Raw genomic sequence first — 23388 nt, forward strand, 5'->3', positions numbered from 1 at the left:
CTTATTTCTCACTGTCGACCAGGCCACGCACAAAGGCACGCTGCATGGCAAAAACGATAACCACCGGGGGAATCAGCGTAAGCAGCATTGCCGCCATCACCTGGTTCCATTGTGTTGAGCCCTCACCTACGGCAATCATGCCTTTAATGCCCGCAACAGCCGTGCCCAGATTGACGTCGCTGATGATAAGCAGCGGCCACAAATACTGGTTCCAGCCGTAGATAAAGGTAATGACAAACAGCGCCGCCAGATTGGTTTTTGATAGCGGCAGCACGATGTCCCAGAAAAAGCGCATCGGCGAGGCACCATCAATACGTGCCGCTTCCATCAGTTCATCGGGAAGCGTCATAAAGAACTGGCGAAACAGAAATGTCGCCGTAGCGGAAGCCATCAGCGGTAGCGTTAACCCGGTGTAGCTGTCGAGCATTTTCAGGTTCGCAATCACTTCCACCGTCGGGAAGATACGCACTTCAACCGGCAGCATCAGGGTGATAAAAATCATCCAGAAGAAGAGGTTACGCAGCGGGAAACGAAACCAGACGATGGCAAAAGCGGATAGCATCGAAACGGCGATTTTCCCCACAGTAATGGAGAACGCCATGATGAAGCTGTTAAGCATCATCAGCCAGAATGGCGCACTGTTAGCCCCCACGCCGTTAATCCAAATCGCTTTCATGTTTTCCAGCAGGTGCGTGCCGGGAATCAGGGTCATTGGCGTTTCAAAAACGGCTTTGTTATCCAGTGTTGCCGCCACAAAGGCGACATACAGGGGGAACAGGATCGTCACAATGCCCAGGATAAGCAGAAGGTGGCTGAAAAAAGTCAGCCCTGGACGATTCTCAATCATTGGTAGCGTACCTTGCTTTCAACATAACGGAACTGAACGACCGTCAGCACGATCACCAGGAACATCAGCACCACGGACTGTGCAGCGGATGCGGACAGATCCAGACCAGCAAAGCCCTCACGGTAAATCTTATAAATCAGCGTGGTCGTTGCCTGTACCGGGCCGCCCGCCGTCGCAGCATCAATCACCGGGAAGGTATCAAAGAAGGCGTACACCAGGTTGACCACCAGCAGGAAGAAACTCACCGGGGCAATCAGCGGCAGCGACAGCTTAAAGAAGCGGCGAATCGGCCCTGCGCCATCAATCGCCGCGGCTTCCACCAGGGAACGGGGGATAGATTGCAGCGCAGCGAAGAAGAATAAAAAGTTGTAACTAATCTGCTTCCAGATAGAAGCAAAAACCACCAGGAACATGGCCTGGCCACTGTTTTGCGCGTGGTTCCAGTTATAGCCAAATTGTTCAAGAACATGGGTAATCAAACCGCGACCGGGATTGAAGAGAAAAATCCACAACACAGCGGCGACCGCCGGGGCGACGGCATACGGAAGCAGCATCAATGTCTGGTATACACGGCTGCCGCGTACCACGTTGTCGACCAGCGCGGCAAAGAACAGGGAGGAGAACAGACCAAAAAAAGTGACCAGCGCGCTAAAACGCATCGTCGTCCAGAAGGACTCAAGGTAATAGCTGTCATGGAACAGGGCCACAAAGTTATCCAGGCCAACGAACTGGCTCGACAGGCCGAACGGATCAACGCTTTGAACCGAATACCACAGCGCTTCACCCGCAGGCCAGATAAAGAAAATAATGGTGATAACCAGTTGAGGCGCGACCAGCAGGTAAGGCAGCCAGCGCGAACGAAACACCGGACGGGATGAGGACATAGTTATGCTCTGAGTTATATTTTCCCCTCACCCTAACCCTCTCCCCATAGGGGCGAGGGGTGGGTTTGCTCCCTCTCCCTTTCAGGGAGAGGGCCGGGGTGAGGGTGTAAGCTATTAAGACTTAGTCGACTGCTCGAAGCGGCGAAGTAGCTGATTACCACGCTCTACGGCCGAATCCAGGGCCTGCTGCGGCGTTTTCTTACCGGTCCAGACGCTTTCCAGTTCTTCATCCACAATGGTACGAATCTGCGGCATGTTGCCCAGACGCAGACCTTTGGTGAACGGCAACGGGGGCTTGTTCAGCATCTGACGCGTTGCGATGTCCGCACCCGGGTTCTTGTCATAGAAACCTTCTTTACGGGTCAGATCATATGCAGCAGTAGTAATCGGCAGATAGCCAGTTTTCTGGTGCCATTCAGCAGCGATTTCCGGTTTAGCCAGGAACTCAAGGAACTGCGCAACACCGGTATAGGTCGGCTTATCTTTGCCCTGCATAACCCACAGGCTGGCCCCGCCGATAATGGCGTTCTGCGGCGCGCCTTTCACATCAGCGTCGTAAGGCATCATGCCTACACCGTAGTTAAATTTGGCGTAATGACGGATATCAGCCAGCGAGCCAGAGGAAGCAGTAGTAATCGCGCAGTCACCGTTATAGAACTTCTCGGTAGACTCATCTTTACGACCGAAGTAGCTGAAATCGCCTTTCTTGTTCAGCTCTTCGAGCATGGCGATGTGTTTCACCTGCTCCGGTTTGTTGAACTCCAGAACCGCATCCGTACCGTCGAAACCGTTGTTTTTGGTCGCAACCGGCAGGCCGTGCCAGGCGCTAAAGTTTTCAATCTGAATCCAGCCCTGCCAACCGCTGGCGTAACCGCATTTCATCCCTGTGGCTTTCAGTTTGGCCGTGTACGCAGCCAGATCCTGCCAGGTTTTTGGTGGCTGCTCCGGATCTAAGCCCGCTTTTTTGAAGGCATCTTTGTTGTAATACAGCACCGGCGTGGAGCTGTTGAACGGCTGAGACAGCAGGTGACCCGTTTTAGAATCGGTGTAGTAGCCGGCAACGGTCGGCACAAACTGAGACTCATCAAAGTTGATACCCGCGTCTTTAAATACTTCGTAGACCGGCTTAATGGCTTTCGATGCCATCATGGTCGCCGTACCCACTTCGTAAACCTGCAGCAGAGCGGGTGCATTACCGGTACGGAACGCAGCGATACCCGCACTCAGGCTCTGCTCGTAGTTACCTTTGTACACCGGCACAATTTTGTAATCCGGGTGGGTGTCGTTAAAACGTTGCGCCAGGGAGTCGACTTCTTTGCCTAACTCACCTTCCATGGAATGCCAGAATGGGATTGTCGTGACAGCCATTGCGTTGCCTGCAAAGATCAACCCAAGAGCCAGTCCTAAAGCTGTGTGTCGTAACGGTGTCATTCGGTTTTCTCTCTTGTTGTGCCGGATGCGCGATATCACGCGTTTTATGCTCGCGAGGTAACATGACATGCTCGAATGACAGAAAAATAACCTTTTAATTACAATAAAGTGACAGCCAGACGTCAGAGAGATGATGGATTCATGAAAGCAGAGGGGAAAATATATTAGGATGTGCGGCCTGATGCCCTCACCCCGGTCCTCTCCCACGGGGAGAGGGAGTAAACACTAAAAACGACAGCCTGATGGCTGTCGTTTTGCTTTTATTAACCGCCCAGATAGGCGCTACGCACCGCTTCGTTCGCCAGCAGCGCATCGCCGGTATCTTCCAGCACGACGTGACCGTTTTCCAGCACGTAGCCGCGATCGGCGAGTTTCAACGCCTGGTTAGCGTTCTGCTCGACGAGGAAGATAGTCATCCCTTCTTTACGCAGTTGTTCGATGGTATCGAAAATCTGCTGAATGATGATCGGCGCAAGACCCAGAGAAGGTTCGTCCAGCAGCAACAGGCGCGGCTGGCTCATCAGCGCACGGCCAATTGCTAACATCTGCTGTTCACCGCCGGACATCGTGCCCGCACGCTGAATACGACGCTCATGCAGACGCGGGAACAGCTCGTAGACCCACTTGATGCGATCCTGGAACTGGTCGCGATCGGCAAAGAAGCCGCCCATCGCCAGGTTCTCTTCCACGGTCATACGGGAGAAGACGCGACGCCCTTCCGGCACAATCGCCACCGCTTCGCGCATGATTTTCGCCGTCTGCCAGTCGGTAATGTCTTTGCCATCAAACACAATACGACCGCTGGTCGCGCGCGGATCGCCACACAGGGTTCCCAGCAGCGTGGTTTTACCCGCGCCGTTGGCACCGATCAGGGTGACAATCTCACCCTGATTGATATGCAGGCTGACATCATGCAGCGCCTGGATTTTGCCGTAGTGGGCGCTAACTTTGTCAAAGGACAACATGACTTTTTCCATCTTATGCCTCACCAAGGTATGCGCGGATCACGTCCGGGTTATTACGAATTTCTTCCGGCGTACCGTTAGCCAGTGGCGTGCCCTGGTTGACGACATAAATACGATCGGAGATCCCCATCACCAGCTTCATATCATGCTCGATGAGCAGGATGGTGGTGTTGTGGTTGTTACGCAGCTCAACGATTAACTCGTCCAGCTCTTTGGTCTCTTTCGGGTTCAGCCCTGCCGCCGGTTCGTCCAGCATCAGGATTTCCGGCTGCGTCACCATGCAACGGGCAATCTCCAGACGACGCTGGTCGCCATAGGCCAGGTTACTTGCCTGACGGTTGGCATGCTCAAGCAGACCAATACGCTCAAGCCAGATGGCAGCACGATCCAGTGCTTCACTCTGCGCGCGGCGGAAAGATGGCGTTTTCAGCAGACCGGAGAAGACACCGGTTTTCAGTTGCTGATGCTGTGCCACCAGCAGGTTTTCAATCACCGTCATTTCACGGAACAGACGCACATGCTGGAAAGTACGCACTACGCCCATGCGGGCAATTTGCTGGCCCGGCAGCCCTTCCAGATGCTGGTCACGCAGCATAATGGTGCCGCCCGTCGGTTTGTAGAAACCGGTCAGGCAGTTAAAGACGGTGGTTTTTCCCGCACCGTTTGGGCCAATCAGCGAGACGATTTCCTGCGGATGTAAATCCAGCGCCACATTGTTGACGGCCAGCAGGCCGCCAAAGCGCATCATCAGGCCGTTTACGGATAACAATGGCTGACTCATGCCTGTTCTCCCTTTGCCTGACCGTTTTTCAGTTTCAGTTGCGGACGGGTCATCGGCAGTAAGCCTTGAGGACGCCAAATCATCATCAGTACCATCAATCCACCCAGCATCAACATGCTGTATTCATTGAAATCGCGCATCAGCTCGCGGGAAACCACCAGCAGAATCGCTGCCAGGATAACCGCAAACTGCGAACCCATACCGCCCAGCACCACAATGGCCAGCACAAAGGCAGACTCCGCAAAGGTGAAGGATTCCGGGCTGACAAAACCCTGGCGCGCGGCAAACAGCGTACCGGCAAAACCAGCAAACGCGGCGCTGATAGTGAAGGCAGTCAGTTTGATGCGAGTCGGGTTGAGGCCCAGAGAGCGGCAGGCAATTTCATCTTCACGCAGCGCTTCCCAGGCACGGCCGAGCGGCATACGCAGCAGACGGTTAATCACAAACAGGGTGAGTACGACCAGCAGCAGCGCAACCATATAGAGGAAGACGACACGGTCGCTTGGGTCATAAGGCACGCCAAAGACGTTGCTGAATGTATCCCAACCGCCCTCGCGCGCGGTGCGGCTAAACTCCAGACCGAACAGCGTCGGCTTCGGAATCTGGCTGATCCCGTTCGGGCCACCGGTAATTTCGGTATTGTTCAGTAGCAGGATACGGACGATTTCGCCGAAACCGAGGGTGACAATCGCCAGGTAATCTCCGCGCAGACGCAGTACCGGGAAGCCCAGCAGGAAGCCCGCCGCCGCCGACACCAGGCCCGCCAGCGGCAGACATGTCCAGAAACCGAGACCATAATAGTGGTTAAGCAGCGCGAAGGTGTAGGCGCCGATAGCGTAGAAACCGCCATAACCCAGCACCAGCAGACCAGACAGCCCCACCACCACGTTCAGCCCAAGGCCGAGGATGATGTAAATCATGGTCATGGTGGCGATATCTACCGTACCGCGCGACACCACAAACGGCCATGCCACGGCAGCCACCAGCAGGGCCACCAGGAAGAGTTTCTGTTTAGCAGTCGAACCGTCGATCGCCGGCAGAATGAATTTCGGCCCCGAGACGTTTTTCAGCGTCTTCTGGTAAACAGGGCGCAGCAACTGGAAGAAAAAGACCACGGCCGTGCCAATGAACACCCATTCCCAGCGAATGCTCGCTGCGGTGTTAACCACCAGCTTCGTGCCATCCAGCTCTAACTGTACGCCCATAAAGATGCCCGCCAGCACGAAAAACATGGCGGCGGAGAGCAATGCCATCGCAAAATGCATCGGTTTCATACTTTTTCAACCTCCGGGCGACCCAGGATACCGGTCGGCATCACCAGCAGCACGACGATCAGCAGGGCAAAGGCCACAACGTCTTTATATTCCGTACTCAGGTACGCCGAGGAGAGTGCTTCGGTAATGCCCAGAATCAGGCCGCCGATCATTGCACCCGGAATGCTACCGATCCCGCCCAACACCGCTGCGGTAAAGGCCTTCATCCCCGCCATAAAGCCGATATAGGGGTTGATTACACCATAGAACTGACCGAGCAATACGCCCGCCACTGCCGCCATCGCTGCACCAATCACAAAGGTCAGAGCAATCACGCGGTCAGTATTGATGCCAAGCAGGCTCGCCATTTTCAGGTCTTCTGAACAGGCGCGACAGGCGCGGCCCATGCGGGAATAACGGATAAACACCGTCAGGGCCAGCATCGAAACAAAGGTCACGATCCAGATAACCAGTTGCATGGTGGTGATGGTGGCCGCGAAATTATCACTGCTACCGACCGTCCACTGGCCGTTAAACAGGCTCGGCAACGCCACGTCACGTGAACCTTCGGTCAGGCTGACATAGTTTTGCAGGAAGATTGACATCCCGATGGCAGAAATCAGTGCAATCAGGCGTTTGGAGTTGCGCACCGGGCGGTAGGCCACGCGCTCAATACTCCAGCCATAAGCACTGGCAATGACGATAGCGCCGACAAAGCCTGCGGTAATCAACAGCCAACTGGCGTCAATTCCCATCATCATTAAAGCGGCAATAATCATAAAGGAGACATAACTGCCGATCATATAGACCTCGCCGTGGGCGAAGTTGATCATGCCGATAATGCCATACACCATGGTGTAACCGATGGCGATCAATGCATAGGTGCTTCCCAGCGTCACGCCGTTAAACATCTGCTGCAAGAAGTAGAGAAACTGCTCGGACATAACGTAACCTTTCTAAACCCGACAAGCCGGGATGTTGAACCCCCACTCTAAATAATTCGAGTTGCAGGAAGGCGGCAAGTTTGTTCATCCCCGGAAGCGTACAAATCGTATGTGACCGGGGTGGATAAACGCAGCCAACGCATCTGCGGCGCGAAGTATGATGAGTGGTTGCCTTATTTGGCTACCGTGGACGAACCATCGGCGTGCCACTGGAAGACTCCGAAATCAAATCCTTTCAAATCGCCTTTCTCATCCCAGTTCAGCGGCCCAATCACGGTTTTAGCTCCGTTAGCTTTTAAATCTTTCACCAGCGCGAGCGGTTCATTACTGCCAGAACGCTCCATTGCCTGCGCCAGAGACTGCACTGCGGCATAGGTGATCCAGACATACGGACCACTCGGGTCTTTCTTCTCGGCTTTTAACGCGTCGACGATGGCCTGGTTAGCCGGATCCTGATCGTAGCGCTTCGGCATCGTTACCAGCATGCCTTCCGCCGCATCGCCCGCGATGTTGGAAAGGGATGCGTTACCTACGCCTTCCGGCCCCATAAACTGGGTCTGCAGACCATTCGCACGTGCCTGACGCAGAATTTGTCCCATTTCCGGGTAATAACCACCGTAGTAGACAAAATCGATATTTTCTTTCTTAAGGCGAGCAACCAGCGCGGAGAAATCTTTCTCACCGGCGGTGATACCGTCAAAGAAAACAATGTTCGCACCGCCAGCTTTCAACCCTTCCTGAACGGAACGCGCCAGACCTTCACCGTACTGCTGCTTGTCGTGAATGATGGCAATACGCTGCGGCTTCACCGTGCCGAGGATATATTTCGCGGCAGTCGGCCCCTGAGAGGAGTCCAGGCCTGCGGTACGCATAATATGCTGATAACCGCGCTGGGTGAGTTCCGGATTGGTCGCGCCGGGGGAGATCATCAAAATGCCTTCGTCTTCGTAGATGTCAGACGCAGGCTGCGTTGACGATGAGCAGAGATGTCCAATAACGTATTTGATGCCGTCGTTAACGACTTTATTCGCCACCGCAACGGCTTGTTTCGGGTCACAGGCGTCATCGTATTCCACAGCGACCAGTTTGTCGCCCTTAACGCCGCCTTTAGCGTTGATATCTTTGATAGCCTGGCGCGCACCGTTGAACTCCATATCGCCCCATTGAGCAATCGGACCGGACATCGCCCCCACAACCGCAACTTTTATATCCTTCGCCATGGCCGCGTGAGACATCGCAAGTGCAACCATCCCCGCGATTAATGTCTTCGCGTTCCTTCTCATTCTAAAATCCTCGTTCGTGATGTCGTGTGTAAATATATTGTTTTTTTATGGTTAAAAAGCATTCTGTACTTTTTATAGACAACGCTATTTTTACCAGTGCCATGAATGGTTTAGCGCAGTTTTTTGGCAAAAACCAGACTAAATACTCTATTTTTCAGGCGATTAAGCAGAGATAATATTCTGAATTCCGCTGGAGATAAACCAAAAAAGTTCAGTTTACAGCATAAAATAATGGCACAATGAGCGGAATAAAACGCTACCTTTCAGGGAAAAATGCTGCCTGTTTTTCAATCCCTAATGTTTAAATCTGCCGCAACGCCAGCCTCAAAAGTAATCGCCTGCAAACCGAAAAATGAAAAAGTAACAGCCCACGTCAAAGGAAATTGTTTACACTGCAGTTATCTTTTGAGACATGGACAAGCTGTGAATGAAATTGACCATTATCCGTCTGGTAAGTTTTACCGAGCAGGATCTTATTGATTTAGCTAAAGTCTGGCCGGAATATTCCCCTGCATCGCTGGAAGTTGATGAAACGCACCTTATTTATGCGGCGCGTTTTAACGACCGATTATTAGGCGCTGTTCGCGTAACCCTGAGTGGTACCCAGGCGGCACTGGATTCCCTGCGCGTACGTGATGTCACCCGTCGCCGCGGGGTTGGCCAATATTTGCTCGAAGAAGTGATCCGCGATAATCCGTCAGTCACTACCTGGTGGATAACCGAAGCCGGCGTAGAAGATCGTAGCGTGATGGCCGCATTCGCTCAGGCGACGGGCTTTACCGCGCAGAATGATGGCTGGGTGAAGCATATAGACGCGTAGCCGGATAAGCGCAGCGCATCCGGGAAAGCGCAAAGATGTAAAAACGGCAACCCTCAGGTTGCCGTTTGCATTTATCTCTGTGCGGCCTGATGCCCTCACCCCGCCCCTCTCCCACGGGGAGAGGGAGAGGGGTAGGTGACCGGGGTTAACGGACGCGGCCAACGCGCTTGCGGTGCGAAAGGCGACGGTCAGAGTTTATTTCGCGTCAGTCGCGGTACCATTCGCATGCCAGGTAAATACGCCAAACTCAAAGCCTTTCAGATCACCCTTCTGATCCCAGGACAATGGTCCCATAACGGTCTCAACAGTGTTGCCTTTCAGCCAGGTTGCGATAGCCGCCGGGTCGGAGGACTGGTTCAGGCCCGCCGCCAGAGACTGCAGCGCAGCGTAGGTGGTCCACACGAACGCGCCGCTCGGATCCTGTTTCTTCGCTTTGATCGCGTCTACGATAGGTTTGTTCGCCGGAACCTGATCGTAGTTTTTCGGTTTGGTTACTAACATGCCTTCGGCAGAATCGCCCGCGATGTTAGACAGGGAAACGTTCGCTACGCCTTCCGGCCCCATGAATTTGGTTTGCAGACCGGCAGCACGAGACTGACGCAGGATCTGGCCCATTTCCGGGTGGTAGCCACCGTAGTAAACGAAGTCGATGTTCTCTTTTTTCAGACGCGCAACCAGCGTGGAGAAGTCTTTCTCGCCAGCGGTGATACCGTCAAAGAACACCACGTTCGCGCCGCCTTTTTTCAGGCCATCCTGCACAGCACGCGCCAGACCTTCGCCGTACTGCTGTTTATCGTGGATAACAGCAATGCGCTGCGGTTTAACGTGTTCCAGAATGTATTTTGCAGCCGTCGGGCCCTGATCAGAGTCCAGACCGGTGGTACGCAGAGTCAGTTTATAACCGCGAGCGGTCAGCTCAGGTGCGGTTGCTGCTGGCGTAATCATCAGAATACCTTCGTCTTCATAAATATCGGACGCAGGCTGAGTGGAAGAGGAGCACAGGTGACCAATAACATATTTGATGCCGTCGTTAACCACTTTGTTCGCTACTGCAACGGCTTGTTTCGGGTCGCACGCATCATCATATTTGGTGATAACCAGCTTGTCGCCTTTGATACCGCCTTTGGCATTGATATCAGCAACAGCCTGCTCAGCGCCAGTAAACTCCTGATCACCGTATTGCGCAACCGGGCCAGACATCGCACCCACGACAGCAACTTTAATATCTTTCGCGAATGCCATGTTGCTCATCGCTAACGCGACACATCCTGCCAGTAACGCTTTACCCTTCATATTCATCCTGAGATTCCCCATTGTTTATGGTGATTGCATTTGTTGTGATGTTGTTGTTCGACACATTATTTTGCTGACAGTCATAAGCAAAGAATATGATAGTAGCCAGCACGGATGCCGCCCGTGTCTTGGCAGCATTCTCTGCTAAAACATACCCCATTTTCTGAAATTTGGAACAACAATTTTGAAGGTTATATAACAGGCGGATGACAGTGAGTAAGAAAGCCGCCAGGCGGCGGCTTTCATTGATCAGGTCAATTAGTGAGTCAGTGACTGGTAGATAATATCCAGCGCTTTACGGAACTGAACTTCCGGAATGGTCAGCGGATAGAGGAAGCGAATCACGTTACCGTAGACACCGCAACTCAACAGCAACAGCCCGGCAGCCAGCGCTTTATCCTGCACCTGTTTTGTGAATTCCGCCGACGGTTCACCACTTTGCGGATCGTTAAATTCCACGGCCACCATGGAACCCTGGGCGCGAATATCCGCAATGTACGGACAGTCCGCTTTCGCTTTGGTCAGCACTTCAACCAGATGCTTACCCAGGTGGTTGGCGCGTTCGCAGAGATTCTCCTCTTCAATCACATCCATCACGGCATGCGCAGCGGCCACGGCCAGCGGGTTACCGGCATAAGTACCGCCTAATCCCCCCGGCGCGGGTGCGTCCATCACCTCCGCACGCCCCGCCACTGCGGACAGCGGCAGGCCACCCGCCAGACTTTTCGCCATGGTGATCAAGTCAGGTTTAACGCTGTAATGTTCCACCGCGAAGAGTTTACCGGTACGCGCAAAGCCGGACTGCACTTCATCGGTGATCAGCAAAATCCCATGGGTATCACACAGCTTACGCAACGCCTGCATAAAGTCGTCAGGCGCGATATTAAAGCCGCCTTCGCCCTGTACCGGCTCGAGTAAAATGGCCGCAACCTGATCGGGGGCGATATCCGCTTTAAAAATACGATCCAGGCTTTTCATCGCGTCTTCAGTACTGACACCGTGCAGCGTATTCGGGAATTGCGCATGGAAAATGGAACCAGGGAACGGGCCAAAACCGATTTTGTACGGTGCCACTTTGCCGGTCAGCGCCATGGTCATATAGGTACGTCCGTGGAAACCGCCGCCGAAAGTAATCACACCAGGACGTTTGGTATAGGCGCGAGCGATTTTGACCGCGTTTTCCAGCGCTTCCGCCCCGGTCGAGAAAAAGGCTGTTTTGGCCGGGCCTTCTACCGGTACGCGTTCGTTAATGCGTTCCGCCAGCGAGACGTAGCTTTCGTAAGGGACAATCTGATAAGCCGTATGGGTAAAGGCCTGCAACTGCTTTTCCACTGCTGCGACAATTTTAGGATGGCGATGGCCGGTATTGAGTACCGCAATCCCGGCGGCGAAATCGATGACTTCGTTGCCTTCCACATCCCACAGAGTGGCATTTTCTGCTTTCTCGGCATAGAAGCCGCACATCACGCCAATACCACGCGGTGTCGCCTGTAAACGGCGTTGATGTAATTCGTTATTCTTCACCTTAAACTCCCCCGTCATTGATTCATTTCGCAGCAACCCTGTTTTGCAACAATGACACAAGCGGTCCTATAATCGAGTACCAGTTTTGAATAATTAAGGGATCCAATTTGCGTTCGCTCGTGTGTGATTTGCTGCAGTTGCGTCTGGACGAACAAACCGAAGGCAAACTGCATAAGAAATTATATAACGCGATTCGCCTGTCGATCCTCGAAGGGAGCCTGCCCCCGCAAAGCCGCCTGCCCCCGAGCCGGGATTTAGCCGCAGAACTCCACCTTTCGCGCAACACGGTACTGACGGTTTACGAACAGCTTGTGGCGGAAGGATATGTCGTTTCTCGTGCCGGAAGCGGCACCTTTGTGGCACAGACGGTGCCGGACAGCCTGCTCACGGCGCCTCTGTCGCCTGCCGGACACGATGCGGGCGATCTTCCTTCTCATCTTTCCTTACGCGGTCAGGCGTTATTGCAAAAAAGCAGCGCCAGCCCACGCCAGTGGGGGGCATTTTTACCCGGCGTGCCCGATGTCAGCGCCTTTCCACATGCCCTGTTTCGTAAAATCCAGGCACGTATCAGCCGCAAACCGCAGGCCAGCCAACTCTCCTACAGCGATGCAGGTGGTAGCCAGGCATTGCAGCAGGCGCTGGTGGAATATCTGCGCGTTACCCGCTCCGTTCGCTGTAGCGCCGGGCAAATCCTGATAACTGAGGGTATTCACCAGGCCATCGATCTGGTGTCGCGCATGTTGTGTAATCCCGGCGATAGCGCATGGATTGAAGAGCCAGCCTACTGGGGCATTCGTAACGTTTTGAAGATGAACGGTGTCGAACTCCAGGCTATCGACGTCGATCTCTCTGGCATGCAGCCACCGGAGAGCGGAAACACGCCACCCAGGCTGATATTTGTCACCCCCTCTCATCAGTACCCGCTGGGCTGCGTCATGAGCCTGGAGCGACGCCAGCGCCTGCTGGCGCTCGCGCGGCAGACGGGAAGCTGGATTGTTGAGGATGATTACGACAGCGAATTTCGCTTTTCTGGTCAGCCGATCCCCGCGCTCCAGGGACTGGTTGATGACGCGCCGGTTATCTACACCGGGACATTCAGCAAAACGCTCTACCCCGGTCTGCGTCTGGGTTATCTGGTGTTGCCGCGTCCCCTGATGCAGGCGTTAAAGACGGCGCATGCAGAGCTGTATCGCGGCGGCCGGTTGCTGGACCAGGAGGCGCTGGCGCAGTTTATTACCGAGGGGCATTACACGGCACATATCCGACGGATGCGTCTGCTCTATGCCCGCCGACGCGCCCGACTGGCAAGCCTGATTGTCGAGGCGCTGGGTAAAGAGGCGCTGAGCGAATATAACGACAATGCCGGGCTGCACCTGGTGCTTTCACTGCCCGCAGAGTGTGATGATGTTGCCCTTGCCAGGCACGCGAATGAACGAGGTGTTCTGGTGCGGGCACTGTCGCGGTACTACTCTGGCGATAAGCCGTTGAAAGGGTTGTTGATGGGGTTTGCCGCCATGGAGGAAGAAGAGATGGAATCGGCGTTCCAGCTCTTGCTGGCCTGCCTGATCCCGGAGGTGGCGTCGCCTTATCCGGACTATATAAACCCGGCCCTGAAAGCAAAAAACTGAACGCCAGAAAACAAAAAGCCGGGTAGCTCTCGCTGACCCGGCCCATTCTTTAACGCACAGCGCTACGCTTCGATCGCGGCACGCAGTTTCTTCATCGCGTTCTTTTCCAACTGACGCACACGCTCAGCGGAAACACCGTAACGATCTGCCAGTTCCTGCAGCGTTGTTTTGTTCTCTTCATCCAACCAGCGAGCACGAATAATGTCCTGGCTACGCTCGTCGAGACCCTGCATCGCATCCGTCAGCTTATTAGCAGCCTGCTCTTCCCAGTTGTCGTCTTCAATGCCATCCGCAAAGTTAGACGATTTATCCTGCAGATAGAGTACCGGTGCCATAGGCTGGCTATCGGAAGATTCATCATCTGGCGACATATCGAAAGTCATGTCCTGCGCCGCCATACGTGATTCCATTTCACGCACGTCTTTGCTGGTCACGCCCAGTTCACGGGCAACCATTTCCACTTCGTCCTGGTTAAACCAGCCCAGACGCTGCTTGGTTTTACGCAGGTTAAAGAACAACTTACGCTGTGCTTTCGTGGTCGCGACTTTCACAATACGCCAGTTACGCAGCACGTATTCGTGAATCTCAGCTTTAATCCAGTGCACGGCGAAAGAGACGAGGCGCACACCCACTTCCGGGTTGAAGCGACGTACGGCTTTCATCAGGCCGATATTACCTTCCTGGATCAGATCCGCCTGCGGCAGACCATAGCCCGAATAGTTACGAGCAATATGAACAACAAAGCGCAGGTGTGACAGGATCAGCTTCTTAGCTGCTTCCAGATCGCCCTGGTAATGCAGCTTTTCAGCCAGTGCCCTTTCTTCATCAGCCGTCAACATCGGCCATGCGTTAGCGGCCCGGATATAAGACTCCAGGTTACCAACAGGGGCTAAAGCTAAAGTTTGCATTTCTTTGGTCATTCAAATCCTCTCAAATTACATTCGACTGGCGGCGGTCTGTCCCCATCAGGCAACACACATGCCAGCGTTAATGAGCAACGAGAATAGCATCCACTCTTGTATCAGACAGTGATTTTATCCACAAGTTCCAGGCTGGATTGTGAATAAATTAGGCACAAAATGTGACATAAGAATGAAAAACCGCGGCAAAGGAAAGGAGATATGCGCTATACGCTTTCCCTGCGACGGGAATACTGCATTGCAGGGAAAGAGTATATCAGACTTTTTTTACTGCGGAGTAAAGTGACGTAAATGTTGCACAGTTGCCAGCCAGGCAGCAACCCAGCCAATCATTGAGCACACCAGCAGTAATAGCAGGCATTCATCAAACGACAGGCCATTCAGATCGAACTTCGTTCCGAATACCTGCGCCACCTCGCTCACCGCAGAGGAGAGCCGTAGCACCAGAATCTCAGAAAGAATCAGTGACAGGAAGGCGCCACTAAAGCCCAACAGCGCTCCACCGTACAGGAAAGGACGCAGAATAAAACCGTCCGTTGCGCCAATCAGTTTTTGCACGTTGATCGTATCGCGGCGGGCAAAGATGCTAAGACGCACGCTGTTGCCGATAACGAGGAACACCGCCGCTACCATCAGCACACCAATCATTGCCGATACCCGACCAACCAGCCCGGTTAACGCCGCAAGACGGGCAAACCAGCTGTCGTCCATCCGCACTTCATCAATACCGTGCAGTTTCGAAATACGGTCACGCAGCGTGTTTAGCGCATTCGTGCTCTGGAAGTCGAGTTTGGGGATCACCACCGCCACCGCAGGCAGCGGGTTCTCTTCCAGCATATCCAGCGCGCCGCCAAAACCAGACCAGTTGCGGAACTCGCCGAGCGCATCCTCACGGGACAGGTAGTTGACCTTCTCCACACCCTGCTCCGCCTGGAGCTGCCCTACCACCTGAGCCGCAGCGTCGTCATCCAGCGCCTTATCGAAATAGACTGTAATTTGCGGTGACGGATAATACTGCGAGGCGGCCTGGTTAACGTTTTTGTACACCATATAGCAGACACTCGGCAGCGTCAGGGAAATGGCAATCACCATTACCGTCAGGAACGTGGCAAAAGGTTTGCTTTTCAGGTCCTGTAACGCGCCCTGGAAGGCATAACGCACCTGTTCGTTGAAGACGTTGGTTTTACGCGAACTGACTTTCGGCGCACCTTTACCACGGCGCGGCGCGTTACGGCCTGCATCACCGGTACCGCTCGCCGATTTACGAAAACGATCCAGTTTGCTGCCAAATTGCCGCATTTGATTCAATGCATCACGCTTATTCACCCGCCAGGCCTCCATGCAAATGGCCATCGCTTAAAGTCAGCATGCGGTACGAACGCCGGGAAATCAGCCCCAGATCGTGCGTCGCCATTAACACAGTGACCCCAACACGATTGAACTCCTCAAACAGACGTAAAATCCCTTCGGAAAGGGCGTCGTCCAGGTTACCGGTCGGTTCGTCCGCCAGCAGTACCGCAGGTTTGTTCACCACCGCGCGGGCAATACCCACACGCTGTTGTTCACCACCGGAAAGCTGAATCGGAAAACTCTTCGCTTTGTCGAGCAGACCCACCTTGTCCAGTGCTGCGGAAACACGGCGACGAATGTCGTCACCGCTGGCCCCGGCAATGATCAACGGGATAGCCACGTTGTCATAAACCGTCCTGTCCATCAGCAAATGGTGATCCTGGAAAATCATCCCGATCTGCCGACGCAGAAACGGCACTTCCCGGTTTTTCAGGCGTGTAATGTCGTGCCCGCCAAAGACGATTTTCCCGGCGCTTGGCCGCTCAATGCCACAGATAAGCTTGAGCAGGGTACTCTTCCCTGCGCCGGAGTGGCCGGTCAGAAAGGCCATCTCGCCCGGTTGCAGATGGAATGTCACCCCCTGCAACGCTTGTCTACCACCGAGATAGGCTTTGCTGACGTGTTCAAAGCGAATCATTGTTAATCCTCTCGGGCAAAAAGTGCCTCTATAAAATCGCCCGCGTTAAACGGACGTAGATCCTCAATACGTTCGCCGACCCCAATGTAGCGGATAGGAATGCCAAACTGATCCGCTACCGAGAAAATCACACCGCCCTTCGCCGTACCGTCCAGCTTGGTAAGGGTGATACCCGTCAGGCCAACGGCTTCATGGAACAGTTTGGCCTGGCTTATCGCATTCTGCCCGGTGCTGGCATCGATGGTCAGCATCACCTCATGCGGGGCGTCTTCGTCCAGCTTTTTCATCACGCGGACGATCTTTTTCAACTCTTCCATCAGGTGCGCTTTATTCTGCAAGCGCCCGGCGGTATCGGCGATGAGTACATCCACATGACGCGCCTTGGCGGCCTGGATGGCATCGAAAATCACCGAGGCGGAGTCGGCCCCCGTATGCTGGGCGATAACCGGAATATTGTTACGCTGCCCCCACACCTGCAACTGCTCAACCGCCGCAGCACGGAAGGTGTCGCCAGCCGCCAGCATCACCGATTTACCCTGTTGTTCAAACTGACGCGCCAGTTTACCAATGGTGGTCGTTTTACCCACCCCATTGACGCCAACCATCAGAATAACAAACGGTGTTTTGCCTTCAACATTCAGCGGTTCATCAACTTTGGCAAGGATGTCACCCATCTCTTCTTTGAGCAAACCATACAGTGCCTCGGCATCACGCAGTTGTTTGCGCGACGCGCCTTCCGTCAGACTCGTAATGATTTTACGGGTGGTTTCCACCCCGACGTCGGCAATCAGTAACTGCTCTTCCAGCTCTTCAAAGAGATCATCGTCGATTTTTTTGCCACGGAACAGACTGATAAATCCGGAACCGAGATTCTCTTTGGTTTTCAGCAGGCTGCGTTTGAGTCGCGCGAAGAAACCCTCTTTGGTCGGCTTCTCTTGTTCAACAACGGTCTCTTCCACAACCTCTTCTGCAGGTTCGTCAACCGGCACCACCACCAGCGCTTCCTCAGCCGCGTCTGCAGCCAGAGCCTGGGCTTCCAGCTCTTCATCGCTGATCGGCGCGTCTTCGTCGACAGGCTCCTGCTCCGGCTGCCACTCTTGCGCGGCACTTTCCGGTTCGCTCACCTCTTCCGGTAGCGGCAGTTCTTCGCGCGCCACGACCTCAGGTTGCGGTTCCTCTTCTACTGGCTGTGGCTTTTCGCTTTCAACCAGTTTTTCAGTAACCTCAACGACCTCTTCTGCAAAGGTTTCGCTCTCTTCCTGGGTATGCGGCGGCTGCGTTTCGGCTGCCTGCTCCGCTTCTTTTTCTTTTACCTGATCTTTTTGCCCAAAGCCCAGCCAGGAAAAAAAGCCACGTTTCTTCTCATCTGCCATTTGCGACTACACTCCTCGCGGTTTATTCATGGCGCAGCCCGTACTGGCGCAACAGGGCTGAAAAATAGGGTTAATTAGAGAGATAGTCTATCACTTTCCTTAACTCGCATCACCGCCTGCGGATTAAGGTTTCGCGCCGCGCCGGGCGCCGCTAGAATAGCAGGCCGAAATGATGAGCTAAGCGATGACCATGAAGAAACCCAATCGGGCCGCCACCGGCCAGATACGTATTATTGGCGGGCAATGGCGGGGACGCAAACTCCCGGTGCCGGACAGCCCCGGATTGCGCCCGACAACTGACCGTGTGCGCGAAACCCTATTTAACTGGCTGGCGCCGTCCATGGTCGACGCGCGTTGTCTCGACTGCTTTGCCGGCAGCGGCGCGCTGGGCTTAGAGGCCTTGTCACGCTACGCCGCCAGTGCCACGCTGCTCGAAATGGAACGCGGGGTCGCCCAGCAATTGCAGCAAAACCTGGCGACATTAAAAGCCGCCAACGGCAAAGTGATCACCGGGAATACCCTGGCCTGGCTGGCACAAAGCGGCACGCCGCATGATATCGTGTTTGTCGATCCGCCGTTTCGCAAAGGGATGCTCGAAGAGACCTTAACCCTGCTGGAAAACAACGGCTGGCTGGCCAATGGCGCGCTAATCTATGTCGAAAGCGAAGTAGAAAATGGCCTGCCGCTGGTGCCAGCAAGCTGGAGTTTGCACCGGGAGAAAGTCGCGGGTCAGGTCGCCTACCGCTTATATCAGCGTGAATCACAAGGAGAGGAAAATGAGCATACTGATTAATCTGGGACGGCTGTTAATGCTCTTTGTCTGGGCATTTTTACTGCTGAACCTGTTTTCCCCGTTTCCTAAACCACTCAATATTTTCGTCAACGTGGCGCTGTTTTTCACCGTGTTTATGCACGCCATTCAGGCGACGATGATGAAAAAAACGCTGCCGAAAGAGGGTCCGCAAATGACACGGTTCGAAGAGTTTCGCATCTTTGTCTTTGGCGTTTTTGAGCTGCTTATCTGGCTGAAAAAACTGAAAGCAAAAAAATAAATGGCACATTTTTAAGATTCCCCTGTCTTCCGTAACATTGTCATTCACCTGCTACGACCACTAAACTCATTAGTAGAGCCGTGGGCATGGTGCTCGCGATACAATAACGGATTCAGGGACTTATTATGCTTTGGTCATTTATTGCTGTCTGTTTTTCCGCCTGGCTGTATGTTGACGCTTCCTACCGTGGGCCTGTCTGGCAGCGTTGGGTATTTAAACCTGTCACGCTGCTGCTGCTGTTATTACTGGCCTGGCAAGCCCCGATGTTTGATGCCATTAGCTACCTTGTGCTTGCCGGGCTGTGCGCCTCGCTGATAGGCGATGCGCTAACCCTACTGCCGCGCCAGCAACTGCTCTACGCCATTGGCGCCTTCTTCCTCGCCCACCTGCTTTACACCATCTATTTTGCCACGCAGATGTCGCTCTCCTTCTTCTGGCCGTTGCCGGTGGTGCTGCTGATCGTTGGCGCCCTGCTGATTGCGGTGATTTGGTCGCGCCTGGAAGAGCTGCGTTTGCCTGTTTGCACATTTATCGCCATGACGCTGGTGATGGTCTGGCTGGCCGGTGAGCTGTGGTTCTTCCGTCCCACCAGCCCGGCACTCTCTGCCTTTGTTGGCGCGGCGCTGCTGCTAATCAGCAACGTTGTCTGGCTGGGTAGCCATTACCGTCGCCGCTTCCGTGCCGATAACGCGATTTCCGCAGCCTGCTACTTTGCCGGGCACTTCCTGATCGTGCGTTCGCTGTACATTTAAAACGCTTGACTCTGGAGTCGACTCCAGAGTGTATCCTCCGGTTAATGAGAAAATTATCATTCACCGGAGGATGCCATGACACCCCTCGATAATAAAAAACCCCCGCAATTTGCGGCTATGAAACTTCGTCCATTGGCGGAGAAAACCGCGCCCTGCACGTGTGACATCCCCTGTGAAACGCCTGAGGCGCCCCTCGAAAGCGCCAACGGCGAACGTTATAGCTGGCTGGTGACAGGGATGGACTGCGCAGCCTGCGCCCGTAAGGTGGAAAATGCCGTTCGCCAGATAGCCGGGGTTAATCAGGTGCAGGTCGCCTTTGCTACCGAAAAACTCACGGTGATTGCCGATAACGATATCCGCAAGCAGGTAGAAAAAGCCGTGCAACAGGCCGGGTACGCCGTGCAGGATGAAAACGCCCCCAAAGCGGTTGCGCCGTCGCGCTGGCAGGAAAATATGCCGCTTCTGATCCTGATTGTGCTGATGGGTATCAGTTGGCTGCTGGAGCAGTTTAACCATCCGCTGGGCCAGACGGCCTTTATCGTAACCACCCTGGTGGGGCTCTTTCCCATTGCGCGCCAGGCATTGCGCCTGATGCGCAGCGGTAGCTGGTTTGCTATCGAAACCCTGATGAGCGTTGCCGCTATCGGTGCGCTGTTTATCGGTGCGACGGCAGAAGCCGCCATGGTGCTGCTGCTGTTCCTGGTGGGCGAACGGCTTGAAGGTTGGGCGGCCAGTCGCGCACGAAAAGGGGTGAGCGCGCTGATGGCGCTAAAACCCGATACCGCCATACGCATCCACAAAGGGGAGCGGCAGACCGTTAGTGCCCAGGAATTGCGCCCCGGCGATGTTATCGAGGTCCCGGCTGGCGGGCGTTTACCGGCTGATGGCAAGCTTTTAACGCCGTTCGCCAGCTTTGATGAAAGCGCATTAACCGGTGAATCCCTGCCCGTCGAGCACAGCAACGGCGAGAGTATTCCTGCGGGGGCGACCAGCGTTGACAGACTGGTGACGCTGGAAGTGGTTTCCCGCCCCGGTGAAAGTGCCATTGACCGTATCCTCAAGCTGATAGAAGAAGCCGAGGAGCGCCGCGCGCCTATTGAGCGCTTTATCGATCGCTTTAGCCGGATTTATACCCCGGTGATTATGGTCGTCGCCCTGCTGGTCGCCGTGCTGCCGCCGTTGCTGTTCGCGGCAAACTGGCTGGCGTGGATCTACAAAGGGCTGACGTTGCTGCTGATCGGTTGCCCGTGCGCGCTGGTTATCTCAACGCCTGCCGCCATTACCTCAGGCCTGGCAGCGGCAGCACGTCGTGGGGCGCTGATTAAAGGCGGCGCAGCGCTGGAACAACTCGGTCGTATCCAGCATGTGGCGTTTGATAAAACCGGCACATTGACCGTCGGTAAACCGCAGGTTGTCGGCGTGTATCCACTTGCCGGAGTTAAGGAAGAGACACTGCTGACATTGAGCGCTGCCGTGGAGCAGGGGTCGACCCATCCACTGGCGCAGGCTATTGTGCAGGAAGCCCTGACGCGCAAACGGGTGCTGCCGCAGGCTACCGAACAGCGCACCCTGACAGGCAAAGGTATCGAAGCGCAGGTGGAGGGCCAGCACATCCGCCTGAGCGCGCCGGATAAGCTGCCGCCAGAGACGCTGGATGGCGCGCTATTGGCGGATATCAATGCCCGCGAAAGCCAGGGAGAAACGGTGATCGTCGCCCTGCGTGATGGCGTCGCTATTGGCTCCCTGTCGCTGCGCGATACCCTGCGAGAGGATGCGCGGGAAGCCATCGCCGCACTGCGTAATCTGGGCGTGGAGGGGGTGATGTTAACGGGGGACAACCCGCGTGCCGCTGCCGCCATTGCCGGAGAGTTGCAGATGGACTTCCGCGCCGGGCTATTACCCGAAGATAAAGTGAGCGCAGTCACCTTGCTCACTAAGGATGCTCCGCTGGCGATGATTGGCGACGGCATTAACGATGCCCCGTCGATGAAAGCCGCGACGATAGGCATTGCGATGGGCAGCGGGACGGATGTGGCGCTGGAAACCGCCGATGCGGCGTTAACCCATAACCGCCTCACCGGACTGGCGCAGATGATTCATCTTGCCCGCGCCACACAGGCCAATATCCGGCAGAACATTGCTATCGCTCTGGGGCTGAAAGCGATTTTTCTGGTAACAACATTGCTGGGGATAACGGGCCTGTGGCTGGCGGTACTGGCAGATACCGGCGCGACGGTATTGGTAACCGCCAACGCACTGCGTTTATTACGCAAATAAAAAAATCCCGGATGTCGCTTCGCTAACCCGGGCTACTCTTTTACCGTAGCCCGGGTAAGGCATCAGCCGCACCCGGGAAGTTTTTACTGCATTCCCAGCACTCCGGGCAACCAGAGAGATATCGCCGGAATATAGGTCACCATCCCCAGCACAATCAGCAGCATCGCGTAAAACGGCAGCATCGCCTTCACCACCGTTTCAATCTTCTGCTTACTCACCGCACTGGCGACGAACAACACCGATCCCACCGGTGGAGTAATCAATCCGATCCCGAGGTTGACCATCATGATCATGCCAAAATGTACCGGATCGATCCCCAACGCATTCGTTACCGGCAACAGCACTGGCGTCAGGATCAAGATGATCGGCGCCATATCCATCAAGGTGCCAATCAGTAGCAGCATGATATTGAGATACATCAGAATGACGTATTTATTGTCCGATAACGACGTGAAAAATTCGGTGATGCGCATCGGAAGCTGCATATAGGTCATCACGGCGCCAAAGGCGGCCGCAAAGCCGATAAGAATCATCACAATGGTGACCGTCTTCACGGTACGGCACATCAGCTTCGGCAGCTCATTCCATTTGTAATCACGGTAGATGAACATGGTGACGAAGAAGGCCCACAGGCAGGCGACAGCGGCAGATTCTGTGGCGGTAAAAATCCCGGAAAGAATGCCGCCGAGGATAATCACGACTGTCATCAGCCCCCATAGCGCATCAACGAATATTTTGATCGCCTGCTTAAAGGGAATGCGCTCCCCTTTCGGATATCCACGCTTATGGGCAAAACCCAGACACAGAATCATCAGGCACAATCCCAACAGTAAACCCGGCAGAACGCCCGCAATAAACAACGTCGCAATGGATACCGTGCCACCCGCCGCCAGCGAGTAAATGACCGAGTTATGACTGGGCGGGATCAGGATAGCCTGCACCGATCCGCTGGCCGTTACCGCCGCCGCATATTCACGCGGGTAGCCCTTCTTTTCCATTTCCGGGATCATCACACTACCGATGGATGCCGTATCGGCGACCGACGAGCCGGAAATCGCGCCAAAAAAGGTCGATGCGACAATATTCACCAGAGACAACCCGCCGCGAATGAACCCGACAAACAGATAGGCAAAATTGACCAGCCGCCGCGCGATGCCGCCCTCCGCCATGATCGCGCCCGCCAGAATAAAAAACGGAATCGCCAGCAGCGTGAATTTGTTCACCCCGCTGGTTATCTGGATCATCAGCGCTTCCAGCGGAAGATCTATCCACAGCGCGCCGGCAACGGCACTCAACCCGACGGCAAACGCCACTGGCATACCCAGCGCCAGCAGAATGGCGAGGGTGAATAACAATACAAATGCGTCCATTGTT

The 23388-nt window shown here is 54.6% G+C and carries 21 protein-coding genes; 6 read left to right on the forward strand and 15 right to left on the reverse strand.

All coding sequences use genetic code 11. The features are described 5' to 3' along the window. Nucleotide 1: 1 nt before the first annotated feature. From ugpE to livK, 8 genes are all read right to left on the reverse strand, one after another. Nucleotides 2–847, reverse strand: a complete 846-nt coding sequence (ugpE, locus tag IP582_RS23435) for a sn-glycerol-3-phosphate ABC transporter permease UgpE (RefSeq protein ID WP_041851344.1) — start codon at nucleotides 845–847, stop codon at nucleotides 2–4. After that, nucleotides 844–1731: a sn-glycerol-3-phosphate ABC transporter permease UgpA gene (gene ugpA, locus IP582_RS23440; protein WP_041851343.1), complete on the reverse strand. Its 888-nt coding sequence runs from the start codon at nucleotides 1729–1731 to the stop codon at nucleotides 844–846. The genes ugpE and ugpA overlap by 4 nt, the downstream gene beginning before the upstream one ends. 114 nt (nucleotides 1732–1845) lie before the next feature. After that, entirely contained in the window at nucleotides 1846–3162 is a 1317-nt protein-coding gene (ugpB, locus tag IP582_RS23445; RefSeq protein ID WP_041851342.1) for a sn-glycerol-3-phosphate ABC transporter substrate-binding protein UgpB, read from the reverse strand. 263 nt (nucleotides 3163–3425) lie between these two features. Further along, nucleotides 3426–4139, reverse strand: coding sequence for a high-affinity branched-chain amino acid ABC transporter ATP-binding protein LivF (livF, locus tag IP582_RS23450; protein ID WP_041851341.1), 714 nt, complete (start codon nucleotides 4137–4139; stop codon nucleotides 3426–3428). Nucleotide 4140: 1 nt separating this feature from the next. Next, a complete protein-coding gene (gene livG / locus IP582_RS23455) occupies nucleotides 4141–4908 on the reverse strand; it encodes a high-affinity branched-chain amino acid ABC transporter ATP-binding protein LivG (protein WP_041851340.1) in 768 nt (255 codons plus the stop codon). Beyond that, entirely contained in the window at nucleotides 4905–6182 is a 1278-nt protein-coding gene (locus IP582_RS23460; RefSeq protein ID WP_193794559.1) for a high-affinity branched-chain amino acid ABC transporter permease LivM, read from the reverse strand. The genes livG and IP582_RS23460 overlap by 4 nt, the downstream gene beginning before the upstream one ends. After that, nucleotides 6179–7105 (reverse strand): high-affinity branched-chain amino acid ABC transporter permease LivH, encoded by a 927-nt coding sequence (gene livH / locus IP582_RS23465; RefSeq protein WP_041851338.1) that lies wholly within the window; start codon nucleotides 7103–7105, stop codon nucleotides 6179–6181. Before livH ends, IP582_RS23460 begins: the two co-directional genes overlap by 4 nt. A 173-nt stretch (nucleotides 7106–7278) precedes the next feature. After that, the gene (gene livK, locus IP582_RS23470) at nucleotides 7279–8388 is read right to left on the reverse strand and encodes a high-affinity branched-chain amino acid ABC transporter substrate-binding protein LivK (RefSeq protein WP_041851337.1); all 1110 of its coding nucleotides are present in this window, start codon (nucleotides 8386–8388) and stop codon (nucleotides 7279–7281) included. Between the two features lie 427 nt (nucleotides 8389–8815). On the opposite strand from livK, the gene panM reads away from it, so the two are divergent. Beyond that, complete coding sequence (gene panM / locus IP582_RS23475) at nucleotides 8816–9208, forward strand: aspartate 1-decarboxylase autocleavage activator PanM (RefSeq protein ID WP_041851336.1); 393 nt, start codon at nucleotides 8816–8818, stop codon at nucleotides 9206–9208. A gap of 195 nt (nucleotides 9209–9403) precedes the next feature. Here panM and IP582_RS23480 read toward each other — a convergent pair whose 3' ends face one another. Further along, nucleotides 9404–10507 (reverse strand): branched-chain amino acid ABC transporter substrate-binding protein, encoded by a 1104-nt coding sequence (locus IP582_RS23480; RefSeq protein ID WP_162303313.1) that lies wholly within the window; start codon nucleotides 10505–10507, stop codon nucleotides 9404–9406. Between the two features lie 252 nt (nucleotides 10508–10759). Further along, nucleotides 10760–12025, reverse strand: coding sequence for a 4-aminobutyrate--2-oxoglutarate transaminase (locus tag IP582_RS23485; protein WP_193794560.1), 1266 nt, complete (start codon nucleotides 12023–12025; stop codon nucleotides 10760–10762). Nucleotides 12026–12132: 107 nt separating this feature from the next. On the opposite strand from IP582_RS23485, the gene IP582_RS23490 reads away from it, so the two are divergent. Next, a complete protein-coding gene (locus IP582_RS23490) occupies nucleotides 12133–13653 on the forward strand; it encodes a PLP-dependent aminotransferase family protein (RefSeq protein WP_193794561.1) in 1521 nt (506 codons plus the stop codon). Between the two features lie 62 nt (nucleotides 13654–13715). On the opposite strand, the gene rpoH is transcribed toward IP582_RS23490, so the two are convergent. The 4 genes from rpoH to ftsY all read right to left on the reverse strand — a co-directional run bounded on the left by rpoH (nucleotide 13716) and on the right by ftsY (nucleotide 17933). Further along, a complete protein-coding gene (rpoH, locus tag IP582_RS23495) occupies nucleotides 13716–14573 on the reverse strand; it encodes an RNA polymerase sigma factor RpoH (RefSeq protein ID WP_193794562.1) in 858 nt (285 codons plus the stop codon). A gap of 267 nt (nucleotides 14574–14840) precedes the next feature. Further along, nucleotides 14841–15899 carry a permease-like cell division protein FtsX gene (gene ftsX / locus IP582_RS23500; protein ID WP_041851333.1) on the reverse strand — a complete coding sequence of 353 codons (1059 nt, stop codon included), beginning with the start codon at nucleotides 15897–15899 and terminating at the stop codon, nucleotides 14841–14843. Further along, on the reverse strand, nucleotides 15892–16560 hold the full coding sequence (gene ftsE, locus IP582_RS23505) for a cell division ATP-binding protein FtsE (protein ID WP_041851332.1): 669 nt from the start codon (nucleotides 16558–16560) through the stop codon (nucleotides 15892–15894). Before ftsE ends, ftsX begins: the two co-directional genes overlap by 8 nt. Nucleotides 16561–16562: 2 nt before the next feature. Next, on the reverse strand, nucleotides 16563–17933 hold the full coding sequence (gene ftsY, locus IP582_RS23510; protein WP_079496992.1) for a signal recognition particle-docking protein FtsY: 1371 nt from the start codon (nucleotides 17931–17933) through the stop codon (nucleotides 16563–16565). Nucleotides 17934–18123: 190 nt separating this feature from the next. Here ftsY and rsmD point away from each other — a divergent pair, with 190 nt between their 5' ends. The 4 genes from rsmD to zntA all read left to right on the forward strand — a co-directional run bounded on the left by rsmD (nucleotide 18124) and on the right by zntA (nucleotide 22014). Next, the gene (gene rsmD, locus IP582_RS23515) at nucleotides 18124–18726 is read left to right on the forward strand and encodes a 16S rRNA (guanine(966)-N(2))-methyltransferase (RefSeq protein ID WP_041851444.1); all 603 of its coding nucleotides are present in this window, start codon (nucleotides 18124–18126) and stop codon (nucleotides 18724–18726) included. Continuing rightward, nucleotides 18716–18985, forward strand: coding sequence for a DUF1145 family protein (locus IP582_RS23520; protein WP_228008005.1), 270 nt, complete (start codon nucleotides 18716–18718; stop codon nucleotides 18983–18985). The genes rsmD and IP582_RS23520 overlap by 11 nt, the downstream gene beginning before the upstream one ends. A 125-nt stretch (nucleotides 18986–19110) precedes the next feature. Then, on the forward strand, nucleotides 19111–19737 hold the full coding sequence (locus tag IP582_RS23525) for a lysoplasmalogenase (protein WP_041851329.1): 627 nt from the start codon (nucleotides 19111–19113) through the stop codon (nucleotides 19735–19737). A gap of 75 nt (nucleotides 19738–19812) precedes the next feature. After that, nucleotides 19813–22014, forward strand: coding sequence for a Zn(II)/Cd(II)/Pb(II) translocating P-type ATPase ZntA (gene zntA / locus IP582_RS23530; RefSeq protein ID WP_193794564.1), 2202 nt, complete (start codon nucleotides 19813–19815; stop codon nucleotides 22012–22014). An 83-nt stretch (nucleotides 22015–22097) separates the two neighbouring features. On the opposite strand, the gene IP582_RS23535 is transcribed toward zntA, so the two are convergent. Next, nucleotides 22098–23384, reverse strand: a complete 1287-nt coding sequence (locus IP582_RS23535) for a TRAP transporter large permease (protein ID WP_193794565.1) — start codon at nucleotides 23382–23384, stop codon at nucleotides 22098–22100. Nucleotides 23385–23388 lie beyond the last annotated feature (4 nt).

The organism is Citrobacter sp. BDA59-3 (assembly GCF_015167655.1).
GTDB lineage: Bacteria > Pseudomonadota > Gammaproteobacteria > Enterobacterales > Enterobacteriaceae > Phytobacter > Phytobacter diazotrophicus.

Coding starts and splice junctions, on each gene's coding strand:
- ugpE (WP_041851344.1), bottom strand. CDS start 847: ATGATTGAGAATCGTCCAGGGCTGACTTTTTTCAGCCACCTTCTGCTT.
- ugpA (WP_041851343.1), bottom strand. CDS start 1,731: ATGTCCTCATCCCGTCCGGTGTTTCGTTCGCGCTGGCTGCCTTACCTG.
- ugpB (WP_041851342.1), bottom strand. CDS start 3,162: ATGACACCGTTACGACACACAGCTTTAGGACTGGCTCTTGGGTTGATC.
- livF (WP_041851341.1), bottom strand. CDS start 4,139: ATGGAAAAAGTCATGTTGTCCTTTGACAAAGTTAGCGCCCACTACGGC.
- livG (WP_041851340.1), bottom strand. CDS start 4,908: ATGAGTCAGCCATTGTTATCCGTAAACGGCCTGATGATGCGCTTTGGC.
- IP582_RS23460 (WP_193794559.1), bottom strand. CDS start 6,182: ATGAAACCGATGCATTTTGCGATGGCATTGCTCTCCGCCGCCATGTTT.
- livH (WP_041851338.1), bottom strand. CDS start 7,105: ATGTCCGAGCAGTTTCTCTACTTCTTGCAGCAGATGTTTAACGGCGTG.
- livK (WP_041851337.1), bottom strand. CDS start 8,388: ATGAGAAGGAACGCGAAGACATTAATCGCGGGGATGGTTGCACTTGCG.
- panM (WP_041851336.1), top strand. CDS start 8,816: ATGAAATTGACCATTATCCGTCTGGTAAGTTTTACCGAGCAGGATCTT.
- IP582_RS23480 (WP_162303313.1), bottom strand. CDS start 10,507: ATGAATATGAAGGGTAAAGCGTTACTGGCAGGATGTGTCGCGTTAGCG.
- rpoH (WP_193794562.1), bottom strand. CDS start 14,573: ATGACCAAAGAAATGCAAACTTTAGCTTTAGCCCCTGTTGGTAACCTG.
- ftsE (WP_041851332.1), bottom strand. CDS start 16,560: ATGATTCGCTTTGAACACGTCAGCAAAGCCTATCTCGGTGGTAGACAA.
- ftsY (WP_079496992.1), bottom strand. CDS start 17,933: ATGGCAGATGAGAAGAAACGTGGCTTTTTTTCCTGGCTGGGCTTTGGG.
- rsmD (WP_041851444.1), top strand. CDS start 18,124: ATGAAGAAACCCAATCGGGCCGCCACCGGCCAGATACGTATTATTGGC.
- IP582_RS23525 (WP_041851329.1), top strand. CDS start 19,111: ATGCTTTGGTCATTTATTGCTGTCTGTTTTTCCGCCTGGCTGTATGTT.
- zntA (WP_193794564.1), top strand. CDS start 19,813: ATGACACCCCTCGATAATAAAAAACCCCCGCAATTTGCGGCTATGAAA.
- IP582_RS23535 (WP_193794565.1), bottom strand. CDS start 23,384: ATGGACGCATTTGTATTGTTATTCACCCTCGCCATTCTGCTGGCGCTG.